This window comes from Mucilaginibacter ginsenosidivorans, assembly GCF_007971025.1.
Taxonomy (GTDB): domain Bacteria; phylum Bacteroidota; class Bacteroidia; order Sphingobacteriales; family Sphingobacteriaceae; genus Mucilaginibacter; species Mucilaginibacter ginsenosidivorans.
In genome coordinates this window covers 3,274,735-3,293,645 of sequence record NZ_CP042436.1, presented here as the reverse complement: position 1 = coordinate 3,293,645, position 18,911 = coordinate 3,274,735, and the positions used below count along the sequence as shown (strand labels likewise).

Genomic DNA, 18,911 nt, shown 5'->3' with positions numbered 1-18,911 from the left:
TTTGTGAAACAAAATTGTAGATTTGCCTCAAATTCTACTCACCATATGAATATTCACGAATACCAGGGCAAGGCTATTTTAAAAAGCTTTGGCGTACGAGTTCAGGAAGGCATTGTAGCCGAAACCGTTGAACAGGCTGTTGCAGCCGCTAAAAAACTAAAAGAGGATCTAAATTCAAGCTGGGTAGTTGTAAAGGCGCAGATACATGCCGGTGGTCGTGGAAAAGGCGGAGGTGTTAAGCTGGCAAAAAACCTTGATGAAGTAAAAGAGAAAGCAGGCAATATTTTGGGTATGCAGCTTATTACCCCCCAAACGGGCCCTGAGGGAAAAAAGGTAAACAAGGTACTTGTTGCACAGGATGTTTATTACCCGGGCGAAAGTGAAACCAAGGAGTTTTATATCAGTGTTTTGCTCGATCGTGCAAAAGGGCGCAACATAGTAATGTATTCAACCGAAGGCGGTATGGATATTGAACATGTTGCAGAGCATACCCCCCATCTGATATTTAAAGAAGAAATTGACCCGAAAGTGGGTTTGCAGCCTTTCCAGGCACGTAAGATCGCTTTTAACCTTAATCTCTCGGGCGAGGCGTTTAAGGACATGGTAAAATTTGTTACCGCACTTTATAAGGCTTATGACGCGACTGATTCATCGCTGTTCGAGATCAACCCTGTTCTAAAAACATCGGACAACAAAATACTGGCAGTTGACGCAAAGGTGAACCTGGATGATAACGGCTTATTCCGTCACCCTGATTTTGCCGCCCTGCGCGATCTGGCTGAAGAGGACCCAACCGAAGTAGAAGCGAGCAAATCGAACCTGAACTATGTAAAACTCGACGGTAACGTAGGTTGTATGGTGAACGGCGCGGGATTGGCTATGGCCACCATGGATATTATAAAGCTTGCCGGTGGTGAGCCTGCGAATTTTCTCGACGTTGGCGGTACTGCCAATGCCGAAACGGTGAAAGCCGCCTTTAATATCATATTGGAAGACCCTAAAGTAAAGGCTATCCTGATCAATATATTCGGTGGTATAGTACGTTGCGACCGTGTTGCGCAGGGTGTCATCGATGCTTACCAGGAATTAGGAAATATTAATGTACCAATAATTGTCCGCTTACAAGGCACCAATGCCGAAGAAGCAAAAGCATTGATCGACAATTCGGGATTAAAAGTTTACTCGGCCATCCTGCTTAAGGAAGCCGCTGAACGAGTTAAAGAGGTCCTTGCGTTATAAATCAGTGATTGGAGCTTAGTTGCTTGATTAGTTAAGATATATAAGCCCGTAAACGGGCTTTTTTTGTGCCGCTTCCGAACAAATTATATCATCTAAATGTTAATGTCTACGTGTTTTGTCGACAAAATGTAATCTTAACAACATGATAATAGATGTTTAAACATATATTTTTATCTTTGTTAAAGATTTACAAATAAAACAATCAAAAAAGCTATGGCAAACGTAACAAAATGGGTTATTGACCCAATGCACTCAGAAGTACAATTCAAGGTAAAACACCTCGTAATTTCAACTGTAACCGGTTTTTTCAAAAGTTTTGAAGGAACTGTAGAAACGGAAAATGAAGATTTCAGCGATGCGAAGATCAATTTTTCGCTGGACATCAACAGTATAGATACCACGCAGACTCACCGCGACGAGCATTTGAAGGGCCCTGAGTTTTTCGATGCCGAACAATACCCCCATATTAAGTTCGCTTCTACATCGTTTACGAAAACAGGCGATGATGAATATGAATTAAAAGGTGACCTGACCGTTAAAGACGTAACCAAACCTGTAAAACTTGATGTAGAGTTTGGCGGTTCGGCAACTGACTTTTATGGCAATACCAAAGCCGGTTTCGAAATTACCGGCAAAGTAAACCGTAAAGAATTCGGCCTTACCTGGGATGGTGTAACCGAAGCTGGCGCTATTGTTGTTGGCGAGGATATTAAATTACAGATAAACATACAGCTTGCTAAACAAGCGTAATAATTTTTCATACCTATATTTCGAAGAGCCATTTGCATTTGCAGATGGCTTTTCTTTTTTAAAACTATCTAACGGTATATTTGCTAAATCAATATGTTACTAAAGATATATCCTGAAAACCCTAATCCAAAAGCTATTGAGCAGGTTGTTGATGTGCTGCGTAAAGGCGGCATCATCATCTACCCTACCGATACAGTATACGGCCTGGGTTGCGATATTACCAATCACAGGGCTATTGAACGTATCTGCCAGATCAGGCGCATTAAACCTGAAAAAGCAAATTTCTCATTCATCTGCTACGATCTGAGCCACATTTCGGACTACATCAAACCGATAGACACCACCCTGTTCCGTATGCTGAAAAAGGCACTGCCCGGGCCGTTCACCTTTATTTTTAATGCGAATCATAATGTACCGAAACTATTGAGTTCGAATAAAAAAACGGTGGGTATACGCGTGCCTGATAATGATATTGCACGGGAGATAGTGAAGCAATTAGGCAATCCTATTGTATCTACCTCTATCCACGATGATGATGAAGTGGTGGAATATTCAACTGATCCGGAACTTATCTATGAAAAATACCAGGATCTGGTGGATATTGTGATCGATGGCGGTTACGGTGGTAATATAGCATCAACCGTGGTCGACTGCACGTCGGGTGAGCCTGAAGTGATTCGTGAGGGCAAGGGTGAACTGGAATTATATCTGTAAGAAAGTTTTTGACTATGTTTGATAAAACTTTAAAGCCTTGTTCAAGACGCAACTATCCAGTAATTTAATTCCCGAAAAAGTGATAATCGCTGTGGTCCCTGTCATTACATTTTTTTCCTGGGCAGCGCTACCTGCTATAGTCGCAGCTTTGCTGTTCGTTTTGATGCTGGTTCTGGTGCCCTACAGTATTTACACCATTTATATGGCGCCTTTGAATCTTTCTTATGATGAATCATTCCTGTTTGTGACGAGCAGAAAAACCGAGAAGATAATCCGGTTAAAGGACATCATTCGCATAGAGCCTTCGGCTGGTTACACGAGCCTCAGAAAAAGATGGCAGATAAGCTATGCAGAAAATAGCGCTGAACAGGAACTGTTTTTCTATCCGAATGATACGGCAGACGTATCCCGGTTCAAAAAAGTTGCAAGGGCAAAAAACCCTATGATCTTTGTGGCAGATTAAGGTCTTATTGATTGGATAAACCCGGGAATCCGTTCCAAATAATTTTCACTTCCCAAAAACTTTACGAACGCGCTGCCTACAATAGCCCCGCGCGCATATTCACAAGCTTTGTTAAAAGTGTCGGTATTAGATATGCCGAAGCCAATAATAGCCGGATTTTTCAATTGCATCGATTTAACGCGCTTGTAATAATCCTCTATTGAATTGGACACCTCGAGGTTTTTACCGGTTATTGATGATGACGAAAGCAGGTAAATAAAGCTATCACTCAGGCCGTCTATCTTGCGGATGCGTTCTTCAGACGTCTGGGGGGTTACCAGGAAGATATTGCTGAGGTTATTATTCTTAAAATCTTTGGAGTAAAGGCTTTCATACTCATACATAGGCAAATCAGGTACGATAACGCCATCGACACCAACTTCAGCAGCTTTTTTGCAGAAACGTGCTACACCATATTGCACCATTGGGTTTACGTAGCCCATCAATAAAATGGGTATGCTGACACGCTGCCTGATATCTTTCAACTCTTCAAAAAGCCGGTTCAGGTTCATCCCATTTTCCAGTGCAACTTCTGAACTATGCTGAATTGTCGGTCCATCTGCCACGGGGTCGGAATACGGAAAACCGATCTCCAAAAAGTCAACTCCCGCTTTTTCCAGTGCTTCGGCGATCTCAACTGTCGTACTAAGCGCCGGGTAACCCGCAGTGAAGTAGATGGATAGCAGGTTATCTTTTTTCGAGTCGAAAAGTTTATTTAATCGGTTCATGTTTCAGTCGATGGTCAATGGTCGATGGTCGATAGCTACAATCGCTATGGTCAATGGACTATTGACTATGGTCAAAAATTAAAATGTTTTATATACGTATTCAAATCCTTATCTCCCCTTCCCGAAATACAGATCACTACGTTGTCGGTGGGTTCAAATTTCATTTTTTCAAGATGCGCCAGGGCGTGCGCCGTTTCTATTGCCGGGATAATGCCTTCCAACTGGCAGCACAATAAGCCCGCTTGCAAGGCCTCATCATCGGTGGCACTTACATATTGTGCACGTTTTATCTTATATAAATGCGCGTGCTGTGGCCCTATGCCCGGGTAATCCAGCCCAGCTGATATGGAATATGGCTCAACTACCTGCCCGTCATCAGTTTGCATCAGGATGGTGCGGCTGCCATGCAATACTCCTTCGCGACCAAGAAAGGTTGTCGCTGCCGAATGGCCGCTGTCAACCCCCTGTCCTGCCGCTTCCACAGCTATTAATTTCACCGACTCGTCATCCAAAAAATGATAAAACACACCCATGGCATTGCTGCCACCGCCTACACAGGCAATAACATATTGGGGTAATTCGCTTCCGGTTTTCTCAAGTAATTGTTTTTTTGCTTCCAGCGAGATAACGGACTGAAACTGTGCCACCATTTCGGGGTACGGATAAGGACCAACCACCGAGCCAATGATATAGTGTGTGTCCACTGGGTTATTGATCCAGTCGCGCATGGCCTCGTTGGTAGCATCCTTTAAAGTTTTACTTCCGGACGTAGCCGGAACCACCTTAGCGCCAAGCATTTTCATACGGGCCACATTTGGCGCCTGGCGTTCCATATCCACTTCGCCCATGTAAACCACGCATTCGATGCCTTTTAGTGCACAAACTGTCGCTGTTGCCACCCCATGTTGACCAGCGCCTGTTTCGGCGATGATACGTTTTTTCCCGAGACGGATGGCAAGCAATATCTGGCCTATCGCATTGTTGATCTTATGCGAACCGGTATGATTCAGGTCTTCCCGCTTAAAAAATATGTTTGTCTCGTATTTTTCCGAATATCGCCTGGCATGGTATAAGGGCGATGGTCGCCCCACGTAATCGCGCAGCAATTGGTCATATTCGGCCTTAAAATCAGCATCATTCAGGATACGTAAATATTGCTGCCGCAATTCCTCGACGTTGGGATAAAGCATTTCGGGGATGTATGCCCCGCCGAAATCGCCATAATAGCCTTGCTCGTTTACTCCGTATTTCATTTTAGTATTTCAAATGCCTTTTTCAATTTATCAATATCCTTCAACCCCGGCTCCAGTTCGAACTTACTGTTTAAATCGACGCCGAAAAATTGAGGGTGATCTATTGCCTTTACCTCACCCAGGTTGTCCAGGCTTAAACCTCCGCTCAAAAAAAACGGGACATTCAATTTATAGCCGTTCAGCAATCTCCAGTCAAAGCTTTGTCCCGATCCGCCATGTTTAGGAGTTTTGGTATCGAACAGGAAATAATCAACCTTACCCGCATACCCGACGAGCCTGTCGAAATCAAAATCCTCGTCGATACCAAACGCCTTGATAACCGTCGCTTTATCGCGGAACAATTCACAAAATTCAGGGCTTTCATTGCCATGTAATTGAACCGCGTCAAAGTTATAGTTATCAATAAGTTTAGTTATAATTTCTTCATCTTCATTTACAAACACCGCTGTTTTATAAATACCTTCAGGCAGAGCGGCCAATATTTCGTCCTGGAGACCGGACGCATATCTTGGTGATGGCGCGTAGCAGATAAAACCCACATAATCGGGCCCCAATGCTGCTACGGCTCCAATATTTTCCGCATGCTTTAAACCACAAACCTTTATCCTCATCTTAATTACTGCTTATTAAAGTATTAAAGCTTTTCAGCGCCTTCTTGTTCAGTAACGATTCTTCGGCTTCGTAAAAACAATCACCAAACGATTTTCCCGGATCGATCGTCCTTATTGCAATGGCGGCATTACATAAAACCACGTTGGCCTGTGCCGGGGTCGATTCATTGTTTAACACGCGCATGAATATATCGGCCGAATCTTTAACAGTGCTTCCACCCATTATTTCGTAAGGTTTAAGTTTTTCGAACCCGAGGTCTTCTATTGTATTGATCTTTTCGCCTTCTGCGGAAAAAGTTTTAAAATCCCCCGTTAGCGAAACCTCATCATAACCATCCAAAGCATTCAGAATGGTATATTTTACATCTGATTTTTGATACAGGTAGGCATACATCCGAGCCAGTTCAAGGCTAAAAACGCCTACCATTTGGTTTTTTGGTTTTGCCGGATTTACCATTGGCCCAAGCATATTGAAGAAAGTTTTGACACCCAGTTCGCGGCGTATCGGGGCTACTGTTTTCATTGCCGGGTGAAATAACGGCGCATGTAAAAAACAAATATTTGCTTTATCTATGTTTTTCTTCAAATGGTCGGTATCGTTAGTGAACTGGTAACCCAGAAACTCGATAACATTGGATGACCCGCATCCCGACGACACCCCGTAATTGCCGTGTTTGGCAACCTTATACCCTGCTCCGGCAACAACGAATGAAGCCAGGGTAGATATATTGAATGTATCCTTCCCGTCGCCGCCGGTTCCGCAAAGGTCCACCACCTCGTCCGTTCCCAGTTCAGCAGGCAGGCATAGATCGAGCATCGCATCACGGAAACCCTCAAGTTCATCCACAGTGATGCTGCGCATGCAGTAAGCTGTCATAAATGCCGCCATTTGCGAGTTGTTATACTGGCCCTTCGCAATATTGGTCAGTATTTCCTTCGACTGCCCGCGGCTGAATGTCTTATTTTCAAAAAGATGGTTAAGTATCGCTTTCATATACCCCTACCCCATAAAAGGGGAAATTTATTTATGATTATCAATTTCCAAATCTCTCGCCCCAAAATCGGCTTTCCCCCTTCAGGGGGCCGGGGGCCATAAAAAAAGGGCTACCTTGCGGCAACCCTTTGCGTATATTTTTTACAAACAAAAACAGGACTGCCTTACGATTACTCGTTAAGCCACCACCAGTTATTGTTTAATATATTTTTCATTGTTATGGCACAAATATGGAAATAGTTTTTTCTAAAAGCAAGGGGAATGATATTTTTACGTGATCAGTTAATTGGGTTGATCAAGTTAAGTGATTGAATAAGTTTAAATGATCACAATAACTCCATCAGCTTAACCCAACTTAATCAACCAAGCCATGCCCATTAAAAAACAAAAATATAACCCTGAAGACGATCTCGGTTTTGGTTCGCAGCCGGTGATAAAAAGCCAGCCGCTTATCAGGCAGGATGGCTCCGTAAACGTAAAGCGGGTAGGTTTGCCGGTTTTCAGGCCATACGATAATTATCACAAGCTGATAACGATGAAATGGGGGAAATTCTGGTTACTGATACTGGCGTGTTACCTGGCCATCAATGTCATATTTGCAAGTATTTATTTAGCTATTGGTGTGCAAAATCTTAATGGTGCCGAGGGTACAAATACTTTCGAGCATTTCTGGGATGCTTTCTTCTTTTCGGCGCAAACCATCTCAACCGTGGGCTATGGGCACATCAGTCCGAAGGGTATGGCCACCAATAGCGTTGCTGCGCTCGAATCGATGATGGGTCTGCTGGCCTTTGCTTTAGCTACCGGTTTACTTTATGGACGTTTCTCAAGGCCATCGGCTAAAATTACTTACAGCAGTAATTTATTGGTTGCACCCTATATGGAAGACCATCATGGATTGATGTTTCGCCTGGCCAACCTGCGACGCAATACGCTGATAGACCTGGATATAGAGGTCATCTTTTCATTCAATGAAGATGTGGACGGAAAGATCATGCGGCGGTTTTACCAGCTTGAGCTTGAAAGGAAAAATGTAAGCATTCTTACTCTGAATTGGACCGTAGTGCACCCCCTGAATGATAAAAGCCCTTTGAAAGACATGACGCCGGAAGATCTTCAAAAATCGCAGGCGACATTTGCGGTTCTGTTAAAAGCATTTGACGACACCTTCTCACAGACCGTCCATTCCCGAACTTCGTACCAGCACAGCGACCTGGTATGGGGTGCCAAATTTAAACCCACTTTTGACCGTGACGAAGATGGCCGTATAGTATTGGATTTGAGCAAGATAGGAGATTTTTCCAGTATAGAACTACCCCCTATCCAAAAAAACTAATTAAATAGTTGATAATTGGGCTTATTATACATAACTTTACTTATACCCTGATTTGATAACCTTATTCGCCATGAAATCAATTTTTAAACTCATTTTTACCACATGCGCTGTTGGCGCTTTGGCTGGTCTTACGGGTTGCGCTAAGAAGCAAGGCCCCGCTCCTTCCAATACAGATACAACCCCTGCTATTGTTTACAATGCAGGCAACCATGCGGCTCAATATCCTACGACGGGCATGATGATTGGTGCTAACGGGAATTTGTACTTAGCAGATGTTGCTACCAATACCATAAAAATGATAACTACAGCCGGCGATGTTACCCTTATTGCAGGCAGCGGTTCAGTTGGATCAGCCGACGGCAAGGGCGCTTTGGCCAGTTTTAATTTGCCGGAAGCGCTTTTTATCGACGCGTCCAATACGATCTATGTGGCAGATGCTGCAAATAATTTGATCAGGAAGATAGCGCCGGACGGCACGGTTTCAACCCTGGCGGGCAGCGGAGACATCGGACACGCCGACGGGAAAGGAACTGCTGCGAGTTTTAATTTCCCGCAGGGTATATCTGTCGATAAAAATGGGAATGTATATGTCGCCGATACAGGTAACGATCTGATCAGGAAGATAACGCCGGATGGGACGGTTTCAACGCTTGCCGGAAAAATTGCTTTAGGAAATACAAATGGGGTGGGCGCAAATGCCACTTTCAACATTCCACAAGGGCTTGCCGTAGATGCAGCCGGTAATTTATATGTGGCCGATGCCGGCAACAACCTCGTGCGGAAAATAGATGCGTCGGGATTGGTAAGTACTTTTGCCGGTAGTGGTAATGCCGCGTCGTTCAATGGTACAGGCATAATGGCAAGCTTTAATTTCCCTGATGCTATCACCATAGGAACAAATGGTAATTTGTACGTCACCGAAACTTTTGGCGGGCATGTCAGCAAAATAACTCCCGAAGGAAAAGTAACCGGCATCAGCGGATTTGATATAGCTGCTTATACAAAGGGCTATGACATTTTAGGATATAACAATAAGTTTGGACCGCCCAGGCCATTGTCGGTGGTACGCCCGAACGGCATTGCCGTAAATACGGCGTCATATACTATTTATATAGCCGATTCGGGCAATAACCTGATAGCACAGGCGAGCGGGTTGTAGTTGGGCGCTATTTGATCCCCTGGCAAAGTTCTATCAATACCCCGTTTGTGCTCTTTGGATGAACAAAACAAACCAGTTTATTATCTGCCCCGGGTTTAGGCTTGTCATTTAAAAGGACAAAACCCGCGGCTTTCAGACGTGCCATTTCGGCTTCAATATCCTCTACATCAAAGGCTATGTGATGGATACCCTCCCCCCTTTTCTCAATAAATTTGGCGATGGGGCTACCCGGCGAAGCAGATTCGAGTAATTCAATTTTATTTGGGCCCGATTGCAAAAATGCGGTTTTAACTCCCTCGGATTCAACATCTTCAATTTTATACACCAAAGTGTTCAATAGTACTTCATATATCTTGCCCGCATCGGCTATACTATTTACCGCAATCCCGATGTGTTCCACCTTTCTCATTCCCAAATATTGCAAATAATTACGTTTATCTGATTATTTAACCTTGTTTTGAATGATTATAAATAAAAACTTTGCGTATCTTTGTATTGTTAATAAAACACGATATGGATCTGCCAATATACCTCGATAATAATGCAACAACTCCCATGGACCCACGGGTACTGGATGCCATGTTGCCTTATTTCAATCAAAAATTCGGCAACGCTGCCAGCCGCAATCATGCGTTTGGCTGGGTAGCTGAAGAAGCTGTTGACTATGCCCGCGAACAGGTGGCCAAACTGATAGGTGCGAACGAAAAAGAGATAATCTTTACCTCCGGCGCCACCGAAGCAGATAACCTGGCTATCAAGGGTGTTTTTGAAATGTACAAGGAAAAAGGCAACCATATTATTACTGCAGTTACCGAACATAAAGCGGTTTTAGATACCTGCCATCATGTTGAGAAACTTGGCGGCCGGGTAACTTACCTTGGTGTTAAGGAAGATGGACTGGTCGACCTGGTTGAATTGGAAGCCGCGATAACCCCTGAGACGATCCTGGTGTCGATAATGTACGGCAACAACGAGATTGGTGTGATACAGCCTGTAAAAGAAATTGCTGCAATTGCGCATAAATACGGCGCCTTGTTTATGACAGACGCTACGCAGGCCGTGGGTAAAATACCGGTTGATGTAAATACTGATGGTATTGACCTGCTGGCTTTTTCAGCACATAAAATATACGGCCCTAAAGGCGTAGGCGCACTATACGTTCGTCGCAAAGGACCGAGAGTAAAAGTTACCGCACAAATGGACGGAGGCGGCCATGAGCGTGGCATGCGTTCGGGCACATTGAATGTACCGGGCATTGTAGGCTTTGGAAAAGCATGTGAGTTATGCGGCCAGGAAATGGAAAGCGAGGCAAAACGTCTATCCGCTTTGCGTGATAAACTACAGGCCGAGTTAACTGTACTGGAAGAAAGCTATGTAAATGGCAACCAGGAACACCGTTTGCCGCATGTGGCTAATATCTCCTTCAAATATGTCGAGGGTGAGGGTTTGATGATGGCTATGAAGGATCTGGCAGTTTCGTCAGGTTCGGCTTGTACTTCAGCTTCGCTTGAACCATCATATGTATTAAAAAGTTTAGGCCTTTCGGATGATCTGGCACACTCTTCGATACGTTTTGGCTTGGGAAGGTTCACCACCGAGGAAGAAGTTGATTACGCTATTGAAGTAACCAAAAAATCCGTACTTCACCTGCGCGAGCTTTCCCCGCTATGGGAAATGTTCAAGGAAGGCGTTGATCTGAGCAAGATAGAGTGGGCGGAACATTAATTTGATGAATAAATTTGCGGATATGCAGCTTTGCAAATACCGTTTTAACTAATAAAATACAGAGTTTAAATTATTCAATAACTCACTAATTCAATAATTACAAGATATGGCTTATTCAGATAAAGTAATCGATCACTACACAAACCCCCGCAACGTGGGCACTTTGGACAAGAGCAATGTAAAAGTAGGTACCGGTTTGGTAGGAGCACCTGAGTGCGGCGACGTAATGCGCCTGCAGATACAGGTTGATGATAACAATGTCATCACCGATGCCAAGTTCAAAACATTTGGCTGCGGTTCGGCTATTGCCTCATCGTCATTGGCCACCGAATGGCTTAAGGGCAAATCGATAGATGATGCGATGAAAATTGACAATATGGATATTGTTGAAGAATTGGCGTTGCCGCCAGTAAAAATTCACTGTTCGGTATTGGCGGAAGATGCTATTAAGGCCGCTATCAACGATTACCGCGTAAAAAACGGTATGGCTCCGATAGAAGCGGAAAAAGCACACCACTAATTTGGTGAATAGTGAGTAGTGAATGGTGAATTGCCATTTGCTCACCATTCACTATTGACAATTGACTACAATGGTAACTATAACAGATAAAGCAAAAAGTAAGATAGACCACCTGATGCAGGATGCGGGGCTCGACGGCTCTTATTTCCTTCGGGTATCGGTGAAGGGGGGTGGTTGCTCGGGGTTATCATATAATCTTGATTTTGATAACGAAATAAAAAAAGGCGACCAGTTTTTTGAGGACAGAGGTATCCGCATGGCTCTTGACATGAAGTCGTTCCTTTATCTTGCCGGCACCGAACTTGATTTTAGCGACGGGTTGAATGGCAAAGGTTTTAACTTCCATAACCCTAACGCGTCGCGTACCTGCGGCTGCGGTGAGAGTTTTTCCGTATAAAGTATTTTGATCTAAATAAATTAAATGCCTGGTATATTAATGCCGGGCATTTTTTTGTTAATGCCGTAATCATTACTTTTATAACTGGAATCAATATAAACCCGACTTATTTTAATGAATTCTGTAGCTGAGCGAAAGACCGTACCTGACCTGATACGCAATATTGTCGCAAACATTCACCCCGAAACGCATCCATTCCTTGTTCATAAAGTAAAAGAGGATTGGGTTGAGATATCCTACAAAGAAGCGATTGAAAAAATCGACGCGATATCGGCATGGTTCCTGGAAATAGGTATAAAAAAAGGGGACCGCCTGGCCCTTATCATTGATAATGGTCCGGATTATGTTTATTACGACCAGGCATTGCAGCAGATAGGCGCAGTAAATACCTCTATATACCCTACCCTTTCTGAAACGGAGATAGAATATATCCTGAACGACTCAGGAGCCAAGGCTATTCTGGTCGGCACGCCTTTCCTGATGAGGAAGGTATACAGGGTTGCGAACAGTTGCCCTAACTTGATAAGGATAATTCTCGGCTTTGATGAGATGGAAAAATATGCCGACAGGGGCGGCAAGTTCAATCCCGGTATAACCTGTATCAAAAATATAATAGAAGAAGGAAAAAAGATAGTTGAACAATACCGCCAGGCTATTAACAGCGCGCGGGAGGCTATTTTGCCATCCGATCTTTCCTGCCTAATCTATACTTCGGGCACAACCGGTACCCCTAAGGGCGTTATGCTCACCCATTTTAACCTGACGGAAAATGTCCGGGCAAGCTTGGAACAAATACAGGTGTTGGAGAAAACGGATAAATTCCTTTCTTTTTTGCCGCTTTCGCATGTATTCGAACGCACTGCTACGTATCATATTTGCCTTTTTGAAGGATGCACTATCGCATTTTCGCAAAGTCTCGATCTGCTGGCCAAAAATATGGGCGAAGTCAGGCCCACTATAATGTGCTGCGTACCCCGTTTACTGGAACGCATACACGACCGCGCCATGAAAAACGGCACTTCGGCAGGTGGTGCAAAAACGAAAATATTCCTTTGGGCACTTGGTATTGGTCGCAAATACCGCCTGGTGCTGGAAAGCGGTAAAAAGCCCAACATCATACTTCGCCAGCAGCAAAAAATTGCAGAAAAGCTGGTATTCAGTAAGATAAAAGAACGTACCGGCGGACAGTTGAAATTCCTGATATCCGGCGGGGGCGCCTTGCCTAAAAATATTGGCGAGTTCTTTGGAGACCTGGGTATCAAAGTATTAGAAGGATTTGGTTTGACGGAAACATCGCCCGTAATGGCCGTTACCGAAAACGAGCGTGTTATTTACGGCACCGTTGGCCGTATCATTCCGCGCATAGAGGTGGGCATACAAAATGTTGACACAAAGGAGATTTACACTATTCAAACCCATAATACTTTCAAAGAGGATTTTCAATCGGAAGAAGGTGAGATCATTGTACGCGGCCATTGTGTGATGAAAGGCTATTGGAACAAACCGCAGGAAACGGCTACCGTTATTGACCCGGATGACTGGTTTCATACGGGTGACATCGGCCGTTTTTACAAAGGGAACCTGCAAATTACCGACCGCCTTAAAAACATGCTGGTTAACGCCTATGGGAAAAACATTTACCCAACTCCTGTGGAGAATACTTATTTAAAGAGTTCAAAAATAGAACAGGTATTCCTGGTGGGCGACAAGCGCGAATATATAACGGCTATAGTGGTGCCGGCGCGGGAAATATTACAGGAAACTTTTAACCTAAGCAACGAGTTTTTTGAACAGCCCGTAATGTTTATTGAGGAGAAAGAGATCGTCGATTGGATAGGCCAGGATATTAAACGGCTTTCGAACGAACTTGCCAAATTTGAACGTATCAAAAATTTTAAGGTTAAACGCACACCTTTCAGTATGGACGAGGGGGAAGTAACCCCAACCATGAAAGCCAAACGGAAAGTGATAGAAAAGAAATATGCTGAAGCTATAGACCAAATGTATTTGCAGGAAGCAAAAGCAGACTAGGCTATGGCGTAACCATGTCAAAAAAAGCGCTATGTATAAAAATTTGAAGTATTTAGTGCTGATATTTTTATTGGGGTTCCTTTTTTCGTGTCATAAGGAGAAAAAGGTTATTCCCGAAACTCCGCCGACATCATTCGGCACCTATGTTTTGTTTGCCGCTGATGAGGAGTTTAACAATGGCCATGTCAATGCGCCAAGCGACTACACATCTCTATACTATGCTAAGCTGGATGGTACAGGCATTACCGCAATTACGCCGTTTGAGACCGACCATTACAGTTACCGCGGCTCGTGGTCCTTTGATGGGACAAAAGTAATTTACACCCGCGGCAATAAAGATGACAGCGACCGCAGCCTGTGTATTATTGATGTTCCCGGCGGCAATTTCAGGACCGTTGTACAAGGACACCGGGCGGATTATGGCTCATTCTCGCCTGATGGTAAGCAAATAGCTTATGGTAAGGCACAGGTCGACAGCCTTTACGATTACGATGTTTATGTAGCTAATGCAAACGGCACATCCGAACAACGTCTTACCTTTTTAGCAAACGACGACGGGGCCGTTGCTAATATTCATTGGGGAGCGGATGGCAAGATATATTTTAATGCCATAGGCGACCACCACCACGTCGGTATTTACTCAGTTGATCCGGATGGTAATAATCTTACATCGGTAATACCCGATGTGGAATTTTTGGGCATATCCCGTGATGCCAAAAAAATACTCTATGATACCAGTACCGGTCTTTATACCTGTGACGCAGATGGCAGGAACGCCAAAAAGATCGTCGCTTACGACAACAACACACCCAACTCGATATTGGGCGCATCATGGTCGTACGATGGTATGGCAATTTATTTGTCCTATACCGATTACCCTTATGGCCTGTTCGGCATCTACCGCATCAACAGGGACGGATCGGGATTGAAAAAGATACTGGATGGGTTTTATCAGTTCCCTGTGGTGTATTGATCTCACCAGGGGCTTACACCCGTTTCCGGGTTATTATCATCGCTAAAAAAACCGCCGGTTGGCCCATCCTGTCCTATTGTTGCATATTTGACTATGCGGGCGGCGGCATCTTCTACTGTTCCAGTCCCTTGGTGCTGGTTAAAATCGGTAGCGGTGTAACCGGGGTCAACTGCATTAATCTTAAAAGGGGTATCGCGCAATTCAAACGCGAGAGCAATGGTGTATGCGTTCAAAGCTGTTTTCGAAGGACCATATGCAGCACCTTTAAATTTATAATACTTCCAGTTTGGGTCGCTATGCAAAGTTAACGACGTCAGGCCGGATGTAACGTTAACTATCCGGGGTGCATCGGATGCCCTTAACAGATCGAGAAAGGCTTGGGTCATTTCTATCGTTCCGAAGAAATTGGTATTGAACACGTCCCTGATGGCTTTTGGTGTGATGAATGATGCGCTTGGGTCACCTTCTCCCCTGATTCCCGCGTTGTTAATCAAAACATCCAGCGAAGTGATCTTGTTTCCTAATTCTACTCTTGCAGTATGAATGGTTGCCGAATTGCTTACGTCAATCTGAATAACTTCTACCTGGTCCAGTCCTTGCGACTTAAATTTAGCAACCGCCTGCTCTCCCTTTTCCGAATCCCGGCTGCCGAGGTAAACGTAATAGCCTGCCTGCAACAATTGCTGCGCTACTTCGAAGCCGATGCTTTTATTTGCTCCCGTTATCAATGCTGTTTTCATAAGCGACCTAATGATTTTTCTATAACATCCTGTAAATCGCGGATACTCCAGTGATCTGTATATTGACCGTCCTTAAGTATAATGATGTCTATTATGCTGATCGTCACTTCCCTACCGCTTGCGGGAATTCCCATAAAGGCTGCAATGTGAGTTCCTGAGATAGTTTTACGTGTAACAACTTTCTCGTCCTCAAGTACCTGGTCGTGTATCTCAACACGGATACCGGATAATGATTTTTGCAGGATGTTGATCGTGAAGTCAATTATTCCCTGCGGCCCTCGTGCACTTGCAGGGGCTGTGTGGTTAATAAAATCGGGATGAATGACCTCATTTATAACGTCGATATTACCTTTTTCAAGTACTTCCTTATTAAAGCGAATTACAATCGCTTTGTTTTGTTTTTCCTGTTCCGTCATCTTTTGCTTTTTTTAAAACGAAACAAAAGTACTGGTGCAGAAAATGCTAAGGATAGGACAGAAACGGGGATCAATGGTACATTTCGCGGGAGCTATTGCGAAACATTAAGGGGGTTTGACCGCTTATGCGTTTAAAAAAGCGATTAAAATAGGAGGCATCGTAAAAACCAAGGCGGTAAGCTATTTCTTTTATGGAATGTTCGGTATGGAAGAGCAATCGTTTGGCCTCCAGCGTCAGCCTTTCATGAATATGCTCAATAGCAGTTTTACCACTTTGAAATTTCACCACATCATTCAGGTGGCCGCCGGAAATATGCAATAGGTCGGCGTAGCCAGCTACGTCATGTAATTCAAGATATCGTTCTTCAATCAACGCCTTAAATCTATTCAACAGAACCCGTTCCGATTGTCCCGCCGGCTTTACAAATTGCTCTGTATAAATGCGGCTTAAATAAATCAACAATACGCGCAGGTAGGCCAGCAACATGCTATAATGTAAGTTATTGTTAGCACTATTTTCAATTAACATTTTAGCCATTATGTCTTCAATGAACTTTACATTTTCTGTTGTAAGATTAAGTTCATGGCCGTTGTGTAAATTTTGGATAACGGGTAATTGCCTTAGAGACAAATTTTCTTCCATAGCTAAGAAATCGTCTGTAAAACAAAGCATCGTGCCGATCAAGGGCCTTGAGTGCTCCTTTACATGTACCTGGTGTGGCACAGAAAAATAGAAAGTATCGGGCTTTAAGACATAAGGTGTCATATCAACCCAATGCCGGCTGCTACCATCTTTTACAAACGCAAACAAATAATAATCCTTGCGGTGCGGTGCCAGAAATATAGAAGGGTGTTGGCTGTATTCGCCATTAAGTTCTTTTATCATGAACAGATCGAACTCGGCATCGCTAGCCTGTTTGAGACTATATTTGGGAATGATATTTTCGACAAGAGACGCATACATGTAACAAAGTTAGCCATTTTTGCAGTTGATACAGCTGATAACATCCCCGGTGTATTACAAAAAACGCTATTTTTGCAACCTTATTGAAGCACCGTTTTATACATGAGTACTAACCTATCCGAACAGGAAATTTTACGCCGCGAATCGTTGCAGCAGCTTCGTGCCCTTGGGATCAATCCATACCCGGCCGAGGCATTTAATGTAACCGCATTTGCGCAGGATATACTGGATAATTTTAACGCCAACGCCGATACTTATCAGAATGTGGTTTTAGCAGGTCGTATCATGACGCGCCGCATCATGGGCAGTGCCTCGTTTGCCGAGTTGCAGGACTCGACCGGGCGTATCCAGATATACCTGAAGCGCGACGACATTTGCCCCGGCGAAGATAAAACCATGTACAATACCGTATTCAAAAAGCTGTTGGATATAGGCGATTATATTGGGGTGAAGGGTTACGCTTTCATAACTCAAACGGGCGAGATATCTGTGCATGTCAGTGAGCTGTTCGTTTTATCAAAATCAATAAAGCCGCTGCCTGTTGTAAAGCGTGAAGAGGATGGCACCATTCATGACGGGTTTACTGATCCTGAAATGCGTTACCGCCAGCGGTATGTGGATTTGACCGTTAATCCCGAATTTAAACAAATATTCGTTAACCGCTCTAAGGTGATCAACACTATGCGCGATTACTTTAACAAGCAGGGCTGGATGGAGGTGGAAACTCCCATTTTGCAGCCTGTTCACGGTGGCGCAGCGGCAAGGCCATTTAAAACGCATCATAACACTTTGGATATGGAGCTCTTTCTCCGTATCGCGAATGAATTGTACCTAAAAAGACTGATCGTGGCCGGCTTTGACGGCGTTTATGAGTTTGGCAAGATGTTCCGCAACGAAGGTATGGACCGTACGCATAACCCGGAATTTACGTCAATGGAGATCTACGTCGCTTACAAGGACTATATCTGGATGATGCAAATGGTTGAAAACTGCCTTGAAGAAGTGACGCGGGCCGTACACGGCATTCCGGTGGTACAGGTAGGTAATAACGAGATCAACTTTGCAGGACCCTATGAAAGATTATCGATGTATGAATCGATCCAAAAATACACCGGCATTGATGTGTCGGCCATGGATGAAGACGGCTTGCTGAAAACATGTAAAGATCTTGGCATTGAGACCGACGCTACCATGGGCAAGGGCAAACTGATAGATGAGATATTCGGTGCTAAAGTGGAGGCTAACCTGATACAACCGACCTATATTACCGACTACCCCATTGAAATGACACCGCTTGCTAAAAAACACCGCAGCAAGGACGGGTTGGTTGAACGTTTTGAGCTATTTGTGAACGGTAAGGAAATTGCTAATGCCTACTCGGAGCTAAACGACCCGATAGATCAGCGTGAGCGCTTTGAAGAGCAGCTGAAGTTAGCCGGGCGCGGAGATGAAGAAGCTATGGCGATGGATGAAGATTTTTTGCGTGCCTTAGAATATGGCATGCCGCCAACCTCGGGTTTGGGTATCGGTATCGACCGTTTGGTAATGTTGCTTACCAACCAGCATACGATACAGGAGGTTTTATTTTTTCCGCAGATGCGCCCTGAAAAGAAGGCTAAAGTGGCAACTGTTGATGATTTTATCAATATCGGCGTGCCCGCAGAATGGGTACAGGTGTTGAATAAAATGGGATTCAACACCGTAGAAGAATTAAAAGCCGCCAACCCGAACAAAGTTTTTAATGACCTGGGCGGTATGCGTAAAAAGTTGAAGCTGGATATTACGATGCCTGCCAAGGAAGTTGTGATGAGTTGGTTCTGAGCGATAAATCAACAGTTTTTAATTTGCGGTTGACATCG

20 protein-coding genes are annotated in these 18,911 nt (G+C 44.1%); 12 read left to right on the top strand and 8 right to left on the bottom strand.

The features are described from left to right. The first annotated feature begins 45 nt into the window (after positions 1 to 45). The 4 genes from sucC (at position 46) to FRZ54_RS15060 (ending at position 3,166) form a co-directional block, all read left to right on the top strand. Positions 46 to 1,239 (top strand): ADP-forming succinate--CoA ligase subunit beta, encoded by a 1,194-nt coding sequence (gene sucC / locus FRZ54_RS15075; protein WP_147032414.1) that lies wholly within the window; start codon positions 46 to 48, stop codon positions 1,237 to 1,239. A gap of 213 nt (positions 1,240 to 1,452) precedes the next feature. After that, the gene (locus tag FRZ54_RS15070; RefSeq protein WP_147032413.1) at positions 1,453 to 1,989 is read left to right on the top strand and encodes a YceI family protein; all 537 of its coding nucleotides are present in this window, start codon (positions 1,453 to 1,455) and stop codon (positions 1,987 to 1,989) included. Between the two features lie 93 nt (positions 1,990 to 2,082). Continuing rightward, positions 2,083 to 2,703, top strand: a complete 621-nt coding sequence (locus tag FRZ54_RS15065; protein ID WP_147032412.1) for an L-threonylcarbamoyladenylate synthase — start codon at positions 2,083 to 2,085, stop codon at positions 2,701 to 2,703. 37 nt (positions 2,704 to 2,740) lie between these two features. Next, positions 2,741 to 3,166 carry a hypothetical protein gene (locus FRZ54_RS15060; RefSeq protein ID WP_147032411.1) on the top strand — a complete coding sequence of 142 codons (426 nt, stop codon included), beginning with the start codon at positions 2,741 to 2,743 and terminating at the stop codon, positions 3,164 to 3,166. On the opposite strand, the gene trpA is transcribed toward FRZ54_RS15060, so the two are convergent. From trpA to trpD, 4 genes are all read right to left on the bottom strand, one after another. After that, positions 3,163 to 3,933 (bottom strand): tryptophan synthase subunit alpha, encoded by a 771-nt coding sequence (trpA, locus tag FRZ54_RS15055; protein WP_147032410.1) that lies wholly within the window; start codon positions 3,931 to 3,933, stop codon positions 3,163 to 3,165. The genes FRZ54_RS15060 and trpA overlap by 4 nt on opposite strands. Before the next feature lie 71 nt (positions 3,934 to 4,004). Then, a complete protein-coding gene (gene trpB / locus FRZ54_RS15050; protein ID WP_147032409.1) occupies positions 4,005 to 5,186 on the bottom strand; it encodes a tryptophan synthase subunit beta in 1,182 nt (393 codons plus the stop codon). Continuing rightward, complete coding sequence (locus FRZ54_RS15045; protein WP_147032408.1) at positions 5,183 to 5,797, bottom strand: phosphoribosylanthranilate isomerase; 615 nt, start codon at positions 5,795 to 5,797, stop codon at positions 5,183 to 5,185. Before FRZ54_RS15045 ends, trpB begins: the two co-directional genes overlap by 4 nt. Position 5,798: 1 nt before the next feature. Next, complete coding sequence (gene trpD / locus FRZ54_RS15040; protein WP_147032407.1) at positions 5,799 to 6,791, bottom strand: anthranilate phosphoribosyltransferase; 993 nt, start codon at positions 6,789 to 6,791, stop codon at positions 5,799 to 5,801. Positions 6,792 to 7,161: 370 nt separating this feature from the next. Between trpD and FRZ54_RS15035 the strand changes: the two genes are divergently transcribed. Together FRZ54_RS15035 and FRZ54_RS15030 are read left to right on the top strand one after the other, a co-directional pair. Next, the gene (locus FRZ54_RS15035; RefSeq protein ID WP_147032406.1) at positions 7,162 to 8,127 is read left to right on the top strand and encodes an ion channel; all 966 of its coding nucleotides are present in this window, start codon (positions 7,162 to 7,164) and stop codon (positions 8,125 to 8,127) included. 70 nt (positions 8,128 to 8,197) lie between these two features. Continuing rightward, positions 8,198 to 9,286 (top strand): NHL domain-containing protein, encoded by a 1,089-nt coding sequence (locus FRZ54_RS15030; protein WP_147032405.1) that lies wholly within the window; start codon positions 8,198 to 8,200, stop codon positions 9,284 to 9,286. 7 nt (positions 9,287 to 9,293) lie between these two features. Here the strand turns inward: FRZ54_RS15030 and mce are convergent, their stop codons facing one another. Then, positions 9,294 to 9,695 carry a methylmalonyl-CoA epimerase gene (gene mce / locus FRZ54_RS15025; protein ID WP_147032404.1) on the bottom strand — a complete coding sequence of 134 codons (402 nt, stop codon included), beginning with the start codon at positions 9,693 to 9,695 and terminating at the stop codon, positions 9,294 to 9,296. A 104-nt stretch (positions 9,696 to 9,799) separates the two neighbouring features. Here mce and FRZ54_RS15020 point away from each other — a divergent pair, with 104 nt between their 5' ends. From FRZ54_RS15020 to FRZ54_RS15000, 5 genes are all read left to right on the top strand, one after another. Next, positions 9,800 to 11,011, top strand: coding sequence for an IscS subfamily cysteine desulfurase (locus tag FRZ54_RS15020; RefSeq protein WP_147032403.1), 1,212 nt, complete (start codon positions 9,800 to 9,802; stop codon positions 11,009 to 11,011). Between the two features lie 106 nt (positions 11,012 to 11,117). Next, positions 11,118 to 11,531 carry a Fe-S cluster assembly scaffold IscU gene (gene iscU / locus FRZ54_RS15015; protein ID WP_147032402.1) on the top strand — a complete coding sequence of 138 codons (414 nt, stop codon included), beginning with the start codon at positions 11,118 to 11,120 and terminating at the stop codon, positions 11,529 to 11,531. Between the two features lie 70 nt (positions 11,532 to 11,601). After that, positions 11,602 to 11,928, top strand: coding sequence for a HesB/IscA family protein (locus FRZ54_RS15010; protein WP_147032401.1), 327 nt, complete (start codon positions 11,602 to 11,604; stop codon positions 11,926 to 11,928). 114 nt (positions 11,929 to 12,042) lie between these two features. Continuing rightward, entirely contained in the window at positions 12,043 to 13,959 is a 1,917-nt protein-coding gene (locus tag FRZ54_RS15005) for an AMP-dependent synthetase/ligase (protein ID WP_147032400.1), read from the top strand. 31 nt (positions 13,960 to 13,990) lie between these two features. Then, positions 13,991 to 14,932, top strand: coding sequence for a TolB family protein (locus FRZ54_RS15000; protein WP_147032399.1), 942 nt, complete (start codon positions 13,991 to 13,993; stop codon positions 14,930 to 14,932). Between the two features lie 2 nt (positions 14,933 to 14,934). On the opposite strand, the gene FRZ54_RS14995 is transcribed toward FRZ54_RS15000, so the two are convergent. The 3 genes from FRZ54_RS14995 to FRZ54_RS14985 all read right to left on the bottom strand — a co-directional run bounded on the left by FRZ54_RS14995 (position 14,935) and on the right by FRZ54_RS14985 (position 17,052). Continuing rightward, a complete protein-coding gene (locus tag FRZ54_RS14995; RefSeq protein WP_147032398.1) occupies positions 14,935 to 15,672 on the bottom strand; it encodes an SDR family oxidoreductase in 738 nt (245 codons plus the stop codon). Beyond that, positions 15,669 to 16,088, bottom strand: a complete 420-nt coding sequence (locus tag FRZ54_RS14990) for an ester cyclase (RefSeq protein ID WP_147032397.1) — start codon at positions 16,086 to 16,088, stop codon at positions 15,669 to 15,671. The genes FRZ54_RS14995 and FRZ54_RS14990 overlap by 4 nt, the downstream gene beginning before the upstream one ends. 70 nt (positions 16,089 to 16,158) lie before the next feature. Further along, a complete protein-coding gene (locus FRZ54_RS14985; RefSeq protein ID WP_147032396.1) occupies positions 16,159 to 17,052 on the bottom strand; it encodes an AraC family transcriptional regulator in 894 nt (297 codons plus the stop codon). A 102-nt stretch (positions 17,053 to 17,154) separates the two neighbouring features. Here FRZ54_RS14985 and lysS point away from each other — a divergent pair, with 102 nt between their 5' ends. Then, entirely contained in the window at positions 17,155 to 18,873 is a 1,719-nt protein-coding gene (gene lysS, locus FRZ54_RS14980; RefSeq protein WP_147032395.1) for a lysine--tRNA ligase, read from the top strand. The last annotated feature ends 38 nt before the right edge of the window (positions 18,874 to 18,911 follow it).